This window comes from Desulfatitalea tepidiphila, assembly GCF_001293685.1.
Lineage (GTDB): Bacteria > Desulfobacterota > Desulfobacteria > Desulfobacterales > Desulfosarcinaceae > Desulfatitalea > Desulfatitalea tepidiphila.
Genome location: NZ_BCAG01000003.1, coordinates 1,382,409 through 1,398,355, shown reverse-complemented (window position 1 = coordinate 1,398,355; position 15,947 = coordinate 1,382,409). Strand labels below are relative to the sequence as shown.

General features: G+C 47.3%; 16 protein-coding genes and 2 tRNA genes. 11 read left to right on the top strand and 7 right to left on the bottom strand.

What is annotated here, in order from left to right; translation table 11 throughout:
• Window positions 1–99: 99 nt before the first annotated feature.
• The 8 genes from DFT_RS10865 (at window position 100) to DFT_RS10845 (ending at window position 6,750) form a co-directional block, all read left to right on the top strand.
• A complete protein-coding gene (locus tag DFT_RS10865; RefSeq protein ID WP_054031213.1) occupies window positions 100–1,179 on the top strand; it encodes a tyrosine-type recombinase/integrase in 1,080 nt (359 codons plus the stop codon).
• Window positions 1,179–1,685, top strand: coding sequence for a HEPN domain-containing protein (locus DFT_RS25025; protein WP_076750509.1), 507 nt, complete (start codon window positions 1,179–1,181; stop codon window positions 1,683–1,685). The genes DFT_RS10865 and DFT_RS25025 overlap by 1 nt, the downstream gene beginning before the upstream one ends.
• A 78-nt stretch (window positions 1,686–1,763) precedes the next feature.
• Entirely contained in the window at window positions 1,764–2,891 is a 1,128-nt protein-coding gene (locus DFT_RS10860; protein WP_054031212.1) for a hypothetical protein, read from the top strand.
• 83 nt (window positions 2,892–2,974) lie between these two features.
• Window positions 2,975–3,547 carry a hypothetical protein gene (locus tag DFT_RS25815; protein ID WP_076750507.1) on the top strand — a complete coding sequence of 191 codons (573 nt, stop codon included), beginning with the start codon at window positions 2,975–2,977 and terminating at the stop codon, window positions 3,545–3,547.
• Window positions 3,548–3,631: 84 nt separating this feature from the next.
• Window positions 3,632–4,114 carry a hypothetical protein gene (locus DFT_RS10855; RefSeq protein WP_054031211.1) on the top strand — a complete coding sequence of 161 codons (483 nt, stop codon included), beginning with the start codon at window positions 3,632–3,634 and terminating at the stop codon, window positions 4,112–4,114.
• 116 nt (window positions 4,115–4,230) lie between these two features.
• A complete protein-coding gene (locus DFT_RS25810; protein WP_152971943.1) occupies window positions 4,231–4,593 on the top strand; it encodes a hypothetical protein in 363 nt (120 codons plus the stop codon).
• Between the two features lie 382 nt (window positions 4,594–4,975).
• The gene (locus DFT_RS10850) at window positions 4,976–5,611 is read left to right on the top strand and encodes a hypothetical protein (RefSeq protein WP_054031210.1); all 636 of its coding nucleotides are present in this window, start codon (window positions 4,976–4,978) and stop codon (window positions 5,609–5,611) included.
• A 107-nt stretch (window positions 5,612–5,718) separates the two neighbouring features.
• Window positions 5,719–6,750, top strand: coding sequence for a GTP pyrophosphokinase (locus DFT_RS10845; protein WP_054031209.1), 1,032 nt, complete (start codon window positions 5,719–5,721; stop codon window positions 6,748–6,750).
• 260 nt (window positions 6,751–7,010) lie between these two features.
• On the opposite strand, the gene DFT_RS10840 is transcribed toward DFT_RS10845, so the two are convergent.
• The 4 genes from DFT_RS10840 to tadA form a co-directional block, all read right to left on the bottom strand.
• Window positions 7,011–7,087 (bottom strand) — tRNA-Pro (locus DFT_RS10840).
• A 71-nt stretch (window positions 7,088–7,158) separates the two neighbouring features.
• Window positions 7,159–8,052 carry an adenylosuccinate synthase gene (locus DFT_RS10835; protein ID WP_439950912.1) on the bottom strand — a complete coding sequence of 298 codons (894 nt, stop codon included), beginning with the start codon at window positions 8,050–8,052 and terminating at the stop codon, window positions 7,159–7,161.
• On the bottom strand, window positions 7,995–8,450 hold the full coding sequence (locus DFT_RS27455; RefSeq protein ID WP_439950909.1) for an adenylosuccinate synthetase: 456 nt from the start codon (window positions 8,448–8,450) through the stop codon (window positions 7,995–7,997). Before DFT_RS27455 ends, DFT_RS10835 begins: the two co-directional genes overlap by 58 nt.
• 118 nt (window positions 8,451–8,568) lie before the next feature.
• Window positions 8,569–9,087, bottom strand: coding sequence for a tRNA adenosine(34) deaminase TadA (gene tadA / locus DFT_RS10830; RefSeq protein WP_054031208.1), 519 nt, complete (start codon window positions 9,085–9,087; stop codon window positions 8,569–8,571).
• Between the two features lie 99 nt (window positions 9,088–9,186).
• Between tadA and DFT_RS10825 the strand changes: the two genes are divergently transcribed.
• Together DFT_RS10825 and DFT_RS10820 are read left to right on the top strand one after the other, a co-directional pair.
• Window positions 9,187–9,263 (top strand) — tRNA-Arg (locus DFT_RS10825).
• A 342-nt stretch (window positions 9,264–9,605) separates the two neighbouring features.
• Window positions 9,606–12,098: an ATP-binding response regulator gene (locus tag DFT_RS10820; protein ID WP_054031207.1), complete on the top strand. Its 2,493-nt coding sequence runs from the start codon at window positions 9,606–9,608 to the stop codon at window positions 12,096–12,098.
• 23 nt (window positions 12,099–12,121) lie between these two features.
• Here DFT_RS10820 and DFT_RS10815 read toward each other — a convergent pair whose 3' ends face one another.
• Entirely contained in the window at window positions 12,122–12,514 is a 393-nt protein-coding gene (locus DFT_RS10815) for a hypothetical protein (RefSeq protein ID WP_152971942.1), read from the bottom strand.
• Window positions 12,515–12,602: 88 nt separating this feature from the next.
• Window positions 12,603–13,637, bottom strand: a complete 1,035-nt coding sequence (gene lpxD, locus DFT_RS10810; RefSeq protein ID WP_054031205.1) for a UDP-3-O-(3-hydroxymyristoyl)glucosamine N-acyltransferase — start codon at window positions 13,635–13,637, stop codon at window positions 12,603–12,605.
• Window positions 13,638–13,892: 255 nt separating this feature from the next.
• On the opposite strand from lpxD, the gene DFT_RS10805 reads away from it, so the two are divergent.
• Window positions 13,893–14,360 carry a universal stress protein gene (locus DFT_RS10805; protein ID WP_054031204.1) on the top strand — a complete coding sequence of 156 codons (468 nt, stop codon included), beginning with the start codon at window positions 13,893–13,895 and terminating at the stop codon, window positions 14,358–14,360.
• Window positions 14,361–14,509: 149 nt separating this feature from the next.
• Here DFT_RS10805 and lpdA read toward each other — a convergent pair whose 3' ends face one another.
• On the bottom strand, window positions 14,510–15,931 hold the full coding sequence (lpdA, locus tag DFT_RS10800; protein WP_054031203.1) for a dihydrolipoyl dehydrogenase: 1,422 nt from the start codon (window positions 15,929–15,931) through the stop codon (window positions 14,510–14,512).
• Window positions 15,932–15,947: the final 16 nt, after the last annotated feature.

The window sequence follows — 15,947 nt, the reverse complement described above, 5'->3', positions numbered from 1 at the left end:
ATTTCCACAGTGGAAAAGCTCAGGGACGGAAATTTTCTCATTTCCACCTATCAGCGAATTCAAAAACAGATGAAACAGAAAAGGTCGAGGTAGCGTGATATGTCCGTACATCAGAAAAAAGACGGCCGCTGGTTCGTACGCTACCGTGAAAAAGGCACCGGCAATCTAAAGGATGAATATTTCGGCCGGGGCATCGAGGCCGAACGCCGGGCACGCGCCCGAAACGACGAGCTTGACCTGCGCCCGTGGGTCCACCGCACCCCCAAACAGCAAAGCCCCTTTTTCGTCGATATCGTCAACGCCTACACCGAGGCCAAGCTCGGGCGCATGCAGCCCTCATCGATTAAAAATTTCGTGTGGAAAATGAAGGGCGTCGTCGTCCCTGCCATCGGCGAGGAATTCCAGGCGATTAAAATCACCCCCGCGAAACTCGATGCCTACGTCAAAAAGCGCCTTTCAGCCGGGGTCAAACGAACGACCATTCACCGCGAAATTACCGACATCAAGGCCGTGCTCAACTGGTCCGTGCGCCGCGGCTACCTGACCCACAACCCCGCGATCGGGTTCGAACCTCCCAAGCGCGACGATGAGATCATCATGCCGCCGACGATCGACGAGCTGAACCGCATCGCCGCCCATTCGCCGCCCCACCTGCTGCGCGCGATCTCCCTATCCTATTACACGGGCCTGCGTCCTGGGGGCGAGCTGTACGCGATCACCTGGGCCGATCTCGATTGCAGCATCCCCGCCGTGCTCGTCCGCTCCGCTAAAAAGCACGGTCGCCCCTCGCGCATGATCCCGATCCACCCCGAATTCATCGGCCAGCTCATCCGCTGGTACCATGAGGACATCGACGAGGGCTTCGGGGACGACATGGCCGTCATCAACTTTCGTGGGGCGCCCGTCCTCTCGTTGAAAAAGGCATTCGCCACCGCCAAACGGAAGGCCGGCATAACACGCCGCCTGCGCCCTTACGATTTCCGCCATGCGTTCGCCACCTATCTATTGCAAAACAACGCCGATCTGAAATCCACCTCGGAAATGCTCGGACACACCCGCACCGACACGACGACCCGGATATACCAGCACACCAGCGTCGACATGCATGCCGCTGCGATAAAGCTTTTGCCTGCGCTGAGGCTTGACCATAAAAAGATTTCCAATAAACATGGTGAATAATGGTAAGGAAATTTACAAAAAGAGATGGGCTTGTACCTGCTGATATTGTCCACTGTGCATTGGACCACCTTTCAGCTGCACAACTTTTGTTTGAATCTAACCCGATCCACTTCGATTCGGCAGGTTATCTTGCACATCTTGGCGTTGAAATGCTTCTAAAAGCTTGGCTATTGGAAGTCGCCGGTGAATTCGAAGGCACACATAATCTTGAAATGCTTTATTCTAATTTGGTAGCGCTTAGCGTAACTGAACCTCTCGATGCTAATAATTCAGCCATATTAAACAGACTCGATAAATATGAACAGCTAAGGTATCCTAATTTAAATTCCCCTACCGAAGTAGGAGATGGTGACTGGAAACACATTGAAATTTTAACTGGCTTTTTATGTCGATCCATGCCTCCTGAAATTGATGAGGCTTTATCTGAAATAAATCGGGGCAATCAAAATTACCCATTTAGAAAAGCTGGGCGTGTTCTAATGAAAAAGAAAATAAGTAACACCTAAACCGTCGCTGTTGGGGACGGCGAGGACCATACCGCCCCAAAGCTATTCGTTAACCGATAGCATGAGGAGGTGCTTTCGATGAAAAAGATAGCCTTTATGCTTCCATGTCTCTTGATGGTTCTAATTGGGTGCAACAAAATCGAGAAAGAATTAAAAGATACTCGAGCCGAATTTGCCCGGCAAATGGAAGAAACAAGAACGGCAGTAAAAGAGATTTCCTATGCTGCCATAAAGTCTGTACCAGGAGAAAGATACCTTCAATTGATTGACGACCTTAACAGCAGAGACGAAACCAAGCGCACAGCTGCCCAGCAGTTTTTGAAGAGTCTGGCAGGTATCGACCCGAAGATAGACTACAAGGTCTCAGTATGGTTTGTATACGATACCACGACCACCGGACCAATGCGAGCTGACTTTTTTCTTGGTCACACTCCGTATCAGAGTAACGTAGAGTGGTACATCAAGCAGAAGAAAATGAACCTATCCGACGTAGCCAGTTCTGATGACCGGCCCTTCACCGAAGAGGAATTAAAGAGTTACATGGACAGCCAAATCAAAAAATTTATCGCAGAGACTGAGATCGTCCAAGACAGCCCCGAATGGAGTACGGCCCGCGCTAAGGCTTCCACAACGGTTGTCAAGGGATATAGAGAGAGGATTGTCACGGGACCAGATGATAATCCCCGAGCTAAGGACCATGTGATTCGTGAACCAATTTATGAGACCAAAACCGATATCGGTGCCAAAGCCTATCTGGGGGTCGACCTACTTGCGCAGAAAGGGGTGACGGACTACCTTCGAAATGCGATTCTGAGCGGCTCAAAGCATTCATACATTCCTCCATACAACAGGGCCGGGGCGCTTCAATGCGACTTCAACGTATTGTCTTCTGCAACATACCTCTTTGTTTTGCTTAACAAGGAGGATTGGACGCAGCACAAGAAAGACAACGGGGGCAAGGGGATCATGGTAAGGTGCCTCGTTCACAAAGCTGACAACCCTGACATCCCCATAAACGGCACTAGGGTCTACACTTTCTCGATGGAGGAAATCGAGGCTAATGCTCCGATCAGTTTGGAAGGCACGACTGTCATGTGGGCGTGCCACAATATGGTTAAAGATCTTGAGCTTTCGGAAGAAGGACTGGAAGCACAGAAACGCCTGCTGGATATCATCGGCAAATGGGATAGTGGACCGGCACAATGAACTCGAGCGTCCGGCCAACATCAAAATTAAACTGACGCAAAAAAGCCGCGCCGATTATCTTAGCGTTAGCAGAGGATGACAAAATGAGTATGCCACACTGGGAATATTTTCTGTCAATAGAATCTGACTTAGAGGCTTGCTCAAGATATGTAGAGTTTTGTAAGGATAATTATAATACGTATTCTATTGAATTCGCGCGTATTATTATGGCGAGCTGCTCCGAGTTTGATACAATAATAAAATTGCTTTGCAAATCTATTGATCCGCAGAAAGAAACTAAAAATATTTTACAATATTTCCCAATCTTATCAGCAAAATACCCAAATTTTACAAATTACGAAATGTATATACCAAGATATAAAATATCGCTGAAACCTTGGGAACAATGGTCTGATTCAGTCTCTCCTGAATGGTGGTCAAAAGGATATAATAAAATTAAACATGAAAGAGACAAAAATTTTAAGGAAGCAAATCTATTCAATGCGTTAAATTCTGTGAGTGGCTTATTATGCGGAATACTTTATTACTATGAAGAATGCTTTCATGGTAAAGAGGAGATTGAGAAAAGTAATGCACCAAGGTTATTTGTACCGTATGATCCCTCACCTATAATATGGGGTGGCACTTTTTGGCATTACTACATACCAGATCGCTAACCCGCGTTTTTTGCGGATCGCAAGGGGCATGCGCTGGCTAAAACGAGCCTTTAGCTGCAAGAATAAATTAAGAAGGAGGAATGGATGAAATTAATTCTCTCAGGTATCCTGGCGATTTTGATTGGAGGCTGTGCAAGCATAAATATTCAGCCACCAGTTGAACATCCAATTGATAAAAGCAGAAACTATTCATTCCCATATGAAAAAACATGGCTACGAGCTGTTGATTGGTTCGCTGATCATGGTGTGATAATTGAAAAAATTGAGAAGTCGTCCGGTCTATTAACGGCAAAATATTACATCGATGCGGATAATGAGGACTTCTTAGATTGTGGGGATATAAAAGCCTCTGGAACATTAGGTAGCCCAGTTATTAGTAAATATGGGTTGCTGAATTTGACGGTTAGAGAAATCAACGGCAATTCAACAAAAGTTAATGTAAATTTCTTTGGTGAATTCGAAATAGAGGCTAATGATGCATGGGACGGCAGGTTAATAATAACCAAAGGGCAATGTGTTTCTACAGGAAAACTTGAAAATAGCATCCTCACATACATCAGCAACTAAAGTGCAAAACAGGATGTGTTGTGCATTGAGCAACTTGAATTTGACAAAATGAAACACCATAAAAGCTATGTAATATTAGGACGAATTTATAGAGGTTTTTTCATCAAGAGGCTTATATGAATGATCGTTTTAGAAACCTTGTAATGATAGGTTTTCGTAAATACGTCGAATTTGCACAAGCCCTTGGAAAAGGTTACCTGTGTTCACAACTATTAATCAATGGCAAATTAGTTGGAGCTCGCTCGAAAAAGCATTGCTATGTAGACCCAGCAACATATGCGAAAATTTTTGGTAAGCGACCCTCTAATGCTTTACCTGAATATTTCTATAATAGGGAAAGTAAAAAAAATTACGAACCAGATCTATTAAAATCAAATCAAGACAAGGTTAAATGTCCTAAATGCAGAAGTTTAATGAATCCAGGAAACGATCAAAGTGGTTATAGTTATAAATGTTCAAAATGTGGCAATAAATACTAACTGCAATATTTCTTTTTTTTCGCGGTTATCCACCAGAATTATGCAGCATGCTGCATGATATTAATATTAAGGGCAAAAGGCAGAATGCGGCCTTTAACGGGGTCGAAGGGTCAGCTATGGAATTCTGAACGGCAGCGTTTAAATCTGTTTGATTTCTATACAATAGTTTGGTGTGTTGGTTGAACTTAGCCTGTCAGAATGCAGGTTTTTAGCAAAATAATTTGATTTTTGTCCAAAATTTATTTGCCATTTTATTCGAATTGCCAATATAGGTATTAAATACAAATGGTTCGACCTTTTTTTTATAAGTAGTTGGGAATTCTTGGAAAAATGCCTGAGAAAGGCGGAATTCTGGATAATATTAATGTTAGCAGTTTGAATTATGAGCGATAAACACAGTACATTATTGAAAGAACTTTTACTACTGGTCTTGGGCGCACTTCTTGCTATAACCGGTGGTTCTATCACCAGTTATCTTAATCACAAATGGGATACTGAAAAGATTGATCAGCAGCGTTCACATGATCGACTTTCTTTCATTATCGCGCTTCAATCAGAAATTGAATCAAACCTTCTATTAATGAAGCGTGATTTTATGAGTTATAGGAAGCAACTATCGGATGGTGTCCCATTCACAATAAACCGCCCTGTGTTTACGACTACCGTATTCGATTCTCATGTCAGCAGAATTGGTGAAATACACGAACCAGAAATCATATCTGAAATTGTAGCATTTTATAGTTCACTAAATTATTTTGAAACTTGGTGTGAAGGTACAAAAGGGCTGATTGCTGAAGTGGGTAATCCAAACGGCTACGTAAGGTCACATGCCAATATTTTGCATGCTGGCATTTATCTCCAGAAGAGATTAGACAAAATTACAGGCACATACAGGAAAGAAAATTTAATTCCTACATTTTCTGATGATCAGAAAATGTTGCTCAGAGAAATAGAAACATTAAGAAAAAAACTTGGTGCGACAAAAAGCGATATGCAGCTTAAATTTCATAAAGAATAGTTTCAGCGTACGCTAACCTCACGCTATACGCGGACTGGTGCTCCGCTGCCGCTATGCACCAGTCGGTAAGCTTGGCGTTATGCAGAGTGTATATAGGGAAAACTACTATGATTGGCGACCCCCTTAATAGGGTATGGAAGGAAAATCCGGAATACATAAGAAGATTTTATGATAATTTGGATAGGAATAAGAATCTTTGCGATGAGGTGAGATATATTCTATGTAAGGCTCTTAAATCTGCAGGTATTGATTATGCCCATATCACAGCAAGAGCTAAATCCTTAAAGAGTTTTTGTGAAAAGATTTCTAGGAAAAAATACAATAAACCTTTTGAGGATATTACAGATTTTGCTGGCGTAAGAGTTGTATATCTCTATTCATCAGATCGGAAAGAGATTGAATCTATCATTGAAAGTGAGTTCGATATCGAGGAAAAGGTTGACAAAGTTTCGACAGAACACGCTGATAGATTTGGCTATGGAGCACTTCACTACCTTTTAAGAATAAAGAAGCACCATAGCGGCGCCAGGTACGATGATCTAAAAAACCTGGTGTGCGAAGTCCAGGTCAGGACGATTTTACAAGATGCATGGGCAGAAGTTGCGCATCATTTGGCCTATAAACAAGAATCAGATGCTCCACTTGAGCTTCAACGTAAATTGAATGCGCTATCTGGATTATTTGAAACTGCTGATGATCAATTCGAGAACATTAGGGTTGCGCGGTCGAAATACCAGGAAAAAATCCGAAATGAAATTACTCGTGATAAAGAATTATCATTGAACAATGAAATTAATTTAGACAGTCTAAGGGGCTACTTGAGTTGGAAATTCCCAGATAGAGAAAATATGAGTCTTGAACATACTTCTGAGTTACTCAAAGAGCTTGAGAGATTTGATTACAAAAAGCTAGTTGAGCTCGATAATGCAGTTGGTAGAGCTGAGAAGGCCGTTATTGCCTATGAAAAGAAGTATCCACCTACGGATGACCTATCTGGTGAGCCTTGTAAATATGCCGCTGTAGGATTTGTTCGAGCGGCATTATTATTTGTAGACAATGGATTTCAAGCGCTTTACGAATCAGAAAAGCTGAGAGAAAAACGTAGTGAATTTAATGATTTGGTAATTAAAAGGGTATAACCTGGGCTTTCAGTGGATCGCGAGGATCATGCACCCACTGAGGCTTGGCGTTGGGTAATTAAATTATGGCGATAGCACCTTACGTGGCGCCAATCTTACTAATCGAGGGATATGCAATTGCTGTGGGTAAACACAGCATCAGGATAACAAAATAGAAATACTCAAAATGTACATGAGCCGTGAAAATCGTACCTTGACCATACATAGCCAAAAACCAAGAAAAAGGGCTCGTGAGTCACCTCACAAGCCCTTGATTTCTTTGGTCGGGGCAGTAGGATTTGAACCTACGACCCCAGCGTCCCGAACGCTGTGCTCTACCAGACTGAGCCATGCCCCGTATGAAAGCGCCGTTTGTAAGTCAAACCGCACCGAAAGTCAATATATTTCCTCGCAATTATTCGACAACTTTCACCCAAAAGGGTTCTCCAGAACGATGGTTTGATCCCGTTGCGGTCCGACCGAGACGATTTGAATCGGGACACCCGTAAGTTTCTCAATCCGCTTTAAATATTGTTTGACCTTGATCGGCAGCCGGTCGTATTCACCGATGGTTGATATGTCTTCATCCCAACCATCGAGGGTCTCGTATATCGGTTCGCACTCACCCAACATCTTGAGGCTGGCTGGAAAGTTTTCCAGTGTCTGCCCTTTGTACCGGTAAGCCGTGCAAATTTTGAGTTCTTTCAGTCCACCCAGAACATCGAGCTTGGTGATGGCGATTCCGGTCAATCCATTCAACCTGACCGCATTGTTCAGAATTACCGTATCGAGCCAGCCACAGCGGCGCCGGCGTCCGGTGGTGGCACCGAACTCGGCCCCTTTGGACTGAAGATAGTCGCCAATATCATCGAAGAGCTCCGACGGAAAGGGCCCTGCACCGACCCGGGTCGTATAGGCTTTGACGATTCCCAGAACACCGCTGATGGTGCCTGGTCCTACACCCGAACCGCAGCAGGCATTGCCCGAGACCGTATTCGAAGAGGTAACGAAAGGATAGGTGCCGTGATCGATATCCAAATGGGTCCCTTGCGCACCCTCGAACAACACCTGACACCCGCTTTTCACCGCTTGGTCAATGACCACAGAAACATTGGCCACGTATGGTGTCAAGCGTTCGGCGAAGGCGGCATACGCTGAGATGATCGCCTCAGCCTCGATGGGCTGCTCGCCAAGAAACTGTTCCAAATAAAAATTGATCTCCGGCAATATGGCCGCCAGTTTTTCCTTGAAAACGTGAGGATCGATCAGGTCGACAAACCTGAACCCGTGCCTGGTGGCTTTATCTTCATAGGCCGGACCGATTCCCCTACCCGTGGTGCCGATCTTGTCCTTACCCTTTTTTTTCTTCCCGGGTCGATATCGATCAATTTATGATAGGGCATGATCACCTGGGCCCGCTCGCTGATCTTCAGGGTTTCCGGACCGCATGGGACACCCTTGCTGCAGAGGTAATCAATCTCATCGAGCAGGACCTCCGGATCGACCACCAGACCATTACCGATAAGACACGTTTTTCCTTGCAAAATGCCGGATGGCACCAGATGGCTGATGAATTGTTCGCCATTGACCACCATGGTATGACCCGCGTTATTCCCGCCTTGAAAGCGAATCACCAAGTCTGCCTTTTCCGCGAGAAGGTCTACAATTTTTCCTTTCCCTTCATCCCCCCATTGGGTTCCTACGATCACGATATTGGCCACTGATAACTCCTTAAATCCACTGTTTGACACCCCAAAGACGCACCACTGCGCTCTCATTCGCCCCACACAAAAGGTCAAATCTCAACCATCATCAACGAAGCCAGCGTAAGGCCACCTTTTAGATATGGGTGCGTCCCATGTCGCCAGCCTCTTGTTTGGCCTGAGCTCTTTTCAGTTTAAAAAAATCCTGGATGATTGCCCGGCAATCCGCTTCACAAACCCCTGATACGATAACGGGCTGATGATTCAAGCGAGCATCCCGAGCGATGTCATACAAAGAGCCCGCCGCTCCCCATTTGGGATCGGGGGCCCCATAGACAAGCCGTGCCACCCTTGCATGAATAATTGCTCCCATGCACATGACACAGGGCTCGATGGTAGCATATAAGGTTGTCGATAACAAACGATAGTTTCCGAGAATCCGGGCCCCTTCCCGCAGTATGACTATTTCGGCATGTGCGGTTGGATCACAGTGCCCAATGGCTTGATTGCACCCTCTGGCCAGTACCCTGTTATCAGCGTCGACCAGTACGGCACCCACCGGTACTTCACCAGCGTTACGCGCCCGCCTCGCCTCTTCGAGCGCAATCTTCATGAACAACCGATCATTATCGTCCTGGTCCACATAGCCGATCATCAATGGGCTTCCTGTTCGGTGCTTACAAATTCAACAACTAATCGTTGACAATCATATAACTATATCTTAAACAGAGCGCCTGTTTCAAACGCTTTCAACGCGCCCGTAGCTCAGCTGGATAGAGTGCCGGACTACGAATCCGTAGGTCGCAAGTTCGAATCTTGCCGGGCGCGCCATAAATATCAAGGGGTTACGGTAAAAATAAGCCGTAACCCCTTTTCAGTTTTTTACTTATGTAGCCATTATGTAGCCACATTTTTTCAATATAGCCATGGTGTAACGCGCCGGATGGTCTTGGACTGCGTGCCGTTACATCTTGCACTGGGCCTAATCCGTCGGATCCAGTGGCCCGCAGCGGTTGAGGCATCAGGGGCGTGACCCCTTTTGGTTTGGCATAGGCGGTTTAAAATCGATCATCGATAGGACCAAGTTTGCCCGAATAGCTTTTAATCTTTTTTCAAACTGTACGATAATATCAGTGTTTGGGGATCAATCAGCCATTCCAGGATTTGATTTGAATGAAACATTTATCACATAAACTAACCTCATTTATCGGTATCGTTACGATTCTTTTCGCGACGTATCTTTTTTACGAAACCTACCGCATGACCAACAAGCGACTCATGGGCTTGGATGTTCAACAAGTTGAGATGGTTTTAAAATTCGATCTGGCCATCCGCGATTATATCGGGCGGTATGTACGACCGGTGATGTACCAATTTTTGGGCGAAGACGAGTTCATCCGTGAAACGATGTCCACCTCTTTTGTTGCACGGCGTATCTTCGAGGACGTAAACAAAGATTTCCCGAATGCCATCATCAAGTTTTCTTCGGACAATCCTCGCAATCCATCCAATCAGGCTGGTCCCGAAGAACTTGAAATCATAAAATATTTTAATGAACATCCAGAGGAAAAGAGTTGGACCGGGCAAATCAATATCGACGGGCGATCCTTTTGGGCCAAATTCCGCGCACGTAGGATGGAAACTTCATGTCTGCGATGCCATGGTGATCCTAAAGATGCACCCCACTCCATGATTGAACAATATGGAGATGAAGCAGGTTTCTATCGTCCGATCGGTGAGGTGATCGGCACTGACACCGTAGCTGTGCCTGTATCTAAAATGACCGAGGCCATCTGGTCCGAATCCCTGAACACCTTCCTGTTGATAGGATCCACGGTGGTGCTATTTTTCATCTCCATCACGTTCATCATCAGGTTTTTCGTCACGACCCCCCTGTCAAAAATCAGTCATCACATGTCAAAGGCGGCTGCTCTCGATAGTTACAAAGATATTGGAAACATTCAGGCCCCTTCCCGCGACGAAATCGGAGCTGTTGCCACCAGCTTCAATACGCTTTTTTCTAAACTGCAGGGGTTTTACAATTTGCTCGAGGATAAAGTGGCCGAGCGGACCGCCGATCTGGAGAAGGCCAACCAAAACCTGGTTCGAGAAATCGAGGTTCGGAAAAAGACTGAACAGTCTTTGGAATTGACCCAGTTTGTCATCGATCACTTCTCAGACCCCATCTATTTCATAAGGCCCGACGGTCGCATCATGTTCGCCAACAGGGCCGCCGGCGAAAGGCTGGGATATTCAACCGAGGAATTGACCCAGATGACATTCTCTGAGGTTGACCCCGGTTTTTCCAAAACGTCCCTTGTGCCTCTCCTGAAAGAGCTGCGGAGCCAGGACACGATTCTGTTCGAGTCCTACCAAAAAGACAAACATGGCGACCTGTTTCCAGTGGAAATCAAAGCCAATCTATATTCAAATCACAATGCCGAATACATTTTTGAGATTGCCCATGACATCTCCGACCACAAAAAGGCGCAGATCGAAAAGCAACTCCTCGAAAAACGTCTTCGCAGGGCACTTAAAATGGAAGCCATCGGCACGCTTGCCGGAGGCGTGGCCCACGATCTGAACAACGTGTTGTCGGGCGTTATTTCCTATCCCGAAATGATATTGATGGGGTTGCCCCATGAACATGAGTTGAGGCGACCCATCGAGACCATTCTGCGTTCCGGGCAAAAAGCCGCCGACATCGTACAGGAATTGCTCACGATGGCCAGGCGGGGGGTATCAAAACTCAAGCCGGTCGGGATGAATGGGATCATCGAGGATTACGTCCATAGTGCCGAATTCTTGGAATTGAAAAAGTCGCATCCCACATGCACTGTCGAGACCCTTCTCGATCCCAATCTATTTAATATCATGGGATCCGAAGTGCATCTTTCCAAGACGATCATGAACCTTGTTACCAATGCATTGGAGGCCATGCCGAACGGGGGTGCATTAACGATCTCCACAGAGAATCGATATGTGGATCGGACGCTGAAGGACTACGATGATGTCGAAGAGGGTGAATATATACTCGTGAAGGTCTCAGATACGGGCCAAGGCTTGTCGGAAGAAGACAAGGAAAAAATTTTCGAGCCATTCTACACCAAAAAAAGCATGGGAAGAAGTGGCACCGGCCTCGGCATGACCGTGGTGTGGAGTACTGTCAAGGACCATGATGGTTTCATTGGAATACAAAGCGAGATTGGATCCGGTACGGTTTTTAAACTGTACTTTCCGGCAACGCGTAAACGCATCGATGAACACATCAGTCAATTTGTGCTTTCAGATCACCGGGGAAATGGAGAAACCATATTGATCGTAGACGATGTGCTGGAACAGCGCCAAATCGCCACCGCTATTCTGGAAAACCTGGGCTATGCAATAGTTGCCGTACCCGGTGGAGAAGAGGCCCTGGAACACCTCAAAGACCATCGAGCGGATTTGGTCATCCTTGACATGATCATGGACCCGGGAATCGACGGTTTGGAAACCTACAAACGGATCGTCAAGATAAGGACGAATCAGAAAGCGATTATCGTCAGTGGATTTTCCGAAGGCGCGCGGGTAAAGGAAGTTCAAAGATTAGGCGCCGGCCCCTATCTCCGCAAACCTTATACGATTGAAAAGCTATCGGTAACCGTCAAAACAGCATTGTTGCAGTAGTTCCCACGACAGGGCAAGGCTGTTTATGAAGTCGAGTTTTTCCCCCTGATCGCTGCAAGAAGATATTGTATTGCATTTTCCCTGTTCTTGAACATCTTGACATCGTATCCTGCGTTCACCATTAGAGTTTCGATAAAGTCATGCGACGTATCCTCCGGGGACGTGAGAAGTGCCACGCATGCCGACCGATCAATGTTTGCTCTCTCCAGGTCTTGATATGCAAAGTTGTAATTCTTAAAGGGGTTTTCGAAATTCTTCGCTTCGGTCGCATCGACCAGATAATGCCTGATGCCGTATTTACCTCCCAACGCATGCGATTCTTCGGTGGCGACCAATGCGACTTGGGAGGTGATGTCGCCGAAATATTTGAGAATAATATATGATTTATCTTCTGAAAGATCGATCATGTATTGCATGGGAAGCCCTGACTTCAACATGACCTCAACCTGACTTCAAATTGTTCAGAACCTAAGCCTTACCGAAACGGTGCATACTTCACATGTTTCATTTTCCTGTTTTGCCGTCTATAGCCGCAATTCTTTCCCTGAGGCGCTTTAACTCTTTCCATATTTCGGGCAACCGCCGAATCAGAAAATAGGATCTCTTGGCCTGACTCGCCTCGAAGGCCGGGGTACCCCAGAGCGTGACACCGTCCGGGACATCTTCAGTGACCCCCGCTTGTCCTCCAATCATGACGCCGTTGCCGATGTGCAGGTGCCCGCCGATACCCACCTGACCGGCGGCGACACAATGGTGTCCCAGTGTTGTCGAGCCAGCGATGCCCACCTGAGGTACCAAAAGGCAATGAGGCCCCACCTTGGTGCCATGGCCGATCACCACCGCATCGCCGATTTTGGAGCCCTTTCCGATGATCGTATCCTCCATGGCGCCTCTTTCGATCCCGCAACCGGCTCCCAGTTCAACGTCATCCTCGATGATCACGCGGCTTATGTGAGGAATTTTATGATGAATCCCCTTGTGGGTGGCAAACCCGAAACCGTCTTCACCGACTGTTGAGTTGGCCTGGATGATCACCCGATTCCCAACTTGGCACTGATCGTAAATCACGACATTGGGATAGAGGATGCAATCATCACCGACGACACTCTCAGGGCCAATGAATACCCCTGGATATAGGGTACAATTTTTACCGATGCGCACGTTTTCCAGGATATTGACATGATTCGCAATGGCTGAACCTTGGCCGATGAGGGCACTGGGTGCGATGCTCGCCCCGGTACTGACCCCACTGAAGGGATGACGACGATAACCGTGAAGCAACACCGCAATCCGGGTAAAGGCATAGTATGGGTCCTGACAAATCAGCAGGGCTGCATTAGACGCCATTTTTTCTTTGACGATGACAGCGGATGCCTGGGTCGATTTAACCAGGGGGGTATATTTTCGATTGGCAAGAAAACTGATTTGGCCCTCGCCAGCCTGGGCCAACCCTGCCGTTGCATGAATTTTGATGTTTGTATCCCCCAGGACCTCTCCGCCCACTTGGGAGGCTAAGTCACCCAGCGTGAATGTTTTCATATGTCTTGCCCCGATACATATTGACGGTAAGTGCATTGTCAGTCGCGCATGCAAAATTGTTCAGCTAATATGGATTGTTATGGTGTTTCGGGTCAAGAAAAATCGCACTACCTCAACTGGGTTCAAATGCTCACCAAAGCACCACCCGGCCCTTTACTTGGCGTGAATCCTTCATAATTTGGTGAAAAGTGTTTTGATAACCTTAAAATCCGTGAACACCCGTGGGACAACAACCTACAGAAATGGAGGCAAGCCATGCCTATTCGAAAAATATTATGGCCCACCGATTTTTCGGGGAGCGCACAGTATGCGATGTCTTATGTACGATCCTTGACTGAAAAATATGGAGCCGAGGTACATGTCCTCTATGTCATCGAGGATGTGGCCCACCATAAAGATTGGTATGGTCAGTTCGAGCCGGATCGTATCGAGAAAATTCTATCCTGGGAGCAAAAAAAGGCGGAGGAACGTCTGCAAACGATATGCAGCGACTATCTTTCCAACTGCCCGCTTTACGTTCGCCATGTCGCAGTAGGCGATCCGGCCCAAGAGATTCTTAAATTGATCGAAAAAGAAGGAGCCGACCTCGTGGTCATGAGCACCACAGGTGCAAAGGGCCATTTTACATTTGGGAGCGTTACCGAAAAGGTGGTCAAAAACAGTCCGGTGCCGGTGGTGACCATCCCGCCTTCCGGCGAAGTGTCCGGTAGGGTCGGTCAGTGAAAAACGTCGCCGCATCTATTTTCCAGAAAAGGAACGATATACCATATGTTGTTGTCTTTATATTTTTGCTATACCTCATATGGTATTTTTAACGTCGAAACGGTTCAGCCAAACATTCAAGCATTTTGGGAGCACCGGTTGCTCTAAGGCTATTTTCGCCTGGGGGCATGATAGTGCGTCGAAGTGCCCTGGAACACATCGGCCGCCTCCATGAGCGTTTCCGATAGGGTGGGATGGGGGTGAATCGTCAATCCCATGTCAGCCACGGTGGCTGCCATTTCCAAGGCCAGGGAACCCTCTGCGATCAGTTCGCCGGCACCGGGCCCCACTATCGCCACGCCAAGAATGCGTTCGGTTTCCGGATCGACGAGCAGCTTGGTCAAACCATCGTTCCGCCCCAATGTCGAGGCGCGTCCGGAGGCTGCCCAGGGAAAGCGTACGGCCTTGAATTTCACGCCCTTATCCTTTGCTTCGGCTTCTGATAGGCCGACCCATGCGATTTCAGGGTCTGTAAACACTACGGCTGGTATGCAGGCGGGCTCAAATGCCACTTTATGCTGTGCGATCACCTCGGCTGCGATCCTGCCCTCGTGGCTGGCTTTATGAGCCAGCATCGGCTCACCGACTACGTCGCCGATGGCAAAGATGTGAGGCTCGGCTGTGCGGCGCTGCAGATCCACGCGGATAAACCCCTTGTCGTCGAGTTCGATCTTGGTGTTCTCAAGACCCAGATCGCCGGAATTGGGTTTGCGTCCGACTGCCATCAGCACCTTGTCGAAATGCTTCGGTTTGCCATCGGACTCCGGTCCCTCCATGGTCACATTTATGCCATTTTTCTGGTCTCTTAACTGCGTCACCGTGGTTTCCAAATGGATGGCTTCGAACTTCTCCTTCAGATCATTTCGCACAAACCGCACAAGGTCCTTGTCCGCACCTGGAAGCAGACTTGGAGTCATTTCGGCCACCTGCACTGTTGAGCCCAGTGCGGCGTAAACCGTTCCAAGTTCCAGGCCGATATAGCCGCCCCCGATGACCAGCAGTCGTTTGGGGATGGTTTGAAGAGCGAGCGCGTCCGTTGAATCCCACAAATGCTCGGAATCGATGTCGAGATGCTTCAGCCGAATGGGTCGGGAACCGGTGGCGATGATGGCATGTTCAAATACCATATCTTGTGTTTTGTCTTCACCTGCTACAACATGCAGTGTCCGGCTATCCTTGAAGGTCGCCTTGCCTTGGATGTAACGCACCTTTTTCTGTTTAGCCAACTGCCCCAAGCCACCGGTCATTTTGGCGACCACCGACTCTTTCCACTCTTTAAGACGGGCATGGTCGATTTTCAGCCCGCTGAAATGCAAACCAAAATTTTCGGCGTCCCGCGCTTCGCGGATCACCTTGGCCGCATGCAAAAGCGCTTTGGAGGGAATACAGCCCCTGTAAAGGCAAACACCGCCCGGATTCTCACCCGGATCGATTAGCGTGACCTGTAACCCCAGATCCGCCGCCATAAACGCTGCCGCATAACCTCCTGGGCCGCCGCCGATAACGACCACTTGTGTAGCGTGATCTGTCATGTCAATCCCTCCGCAT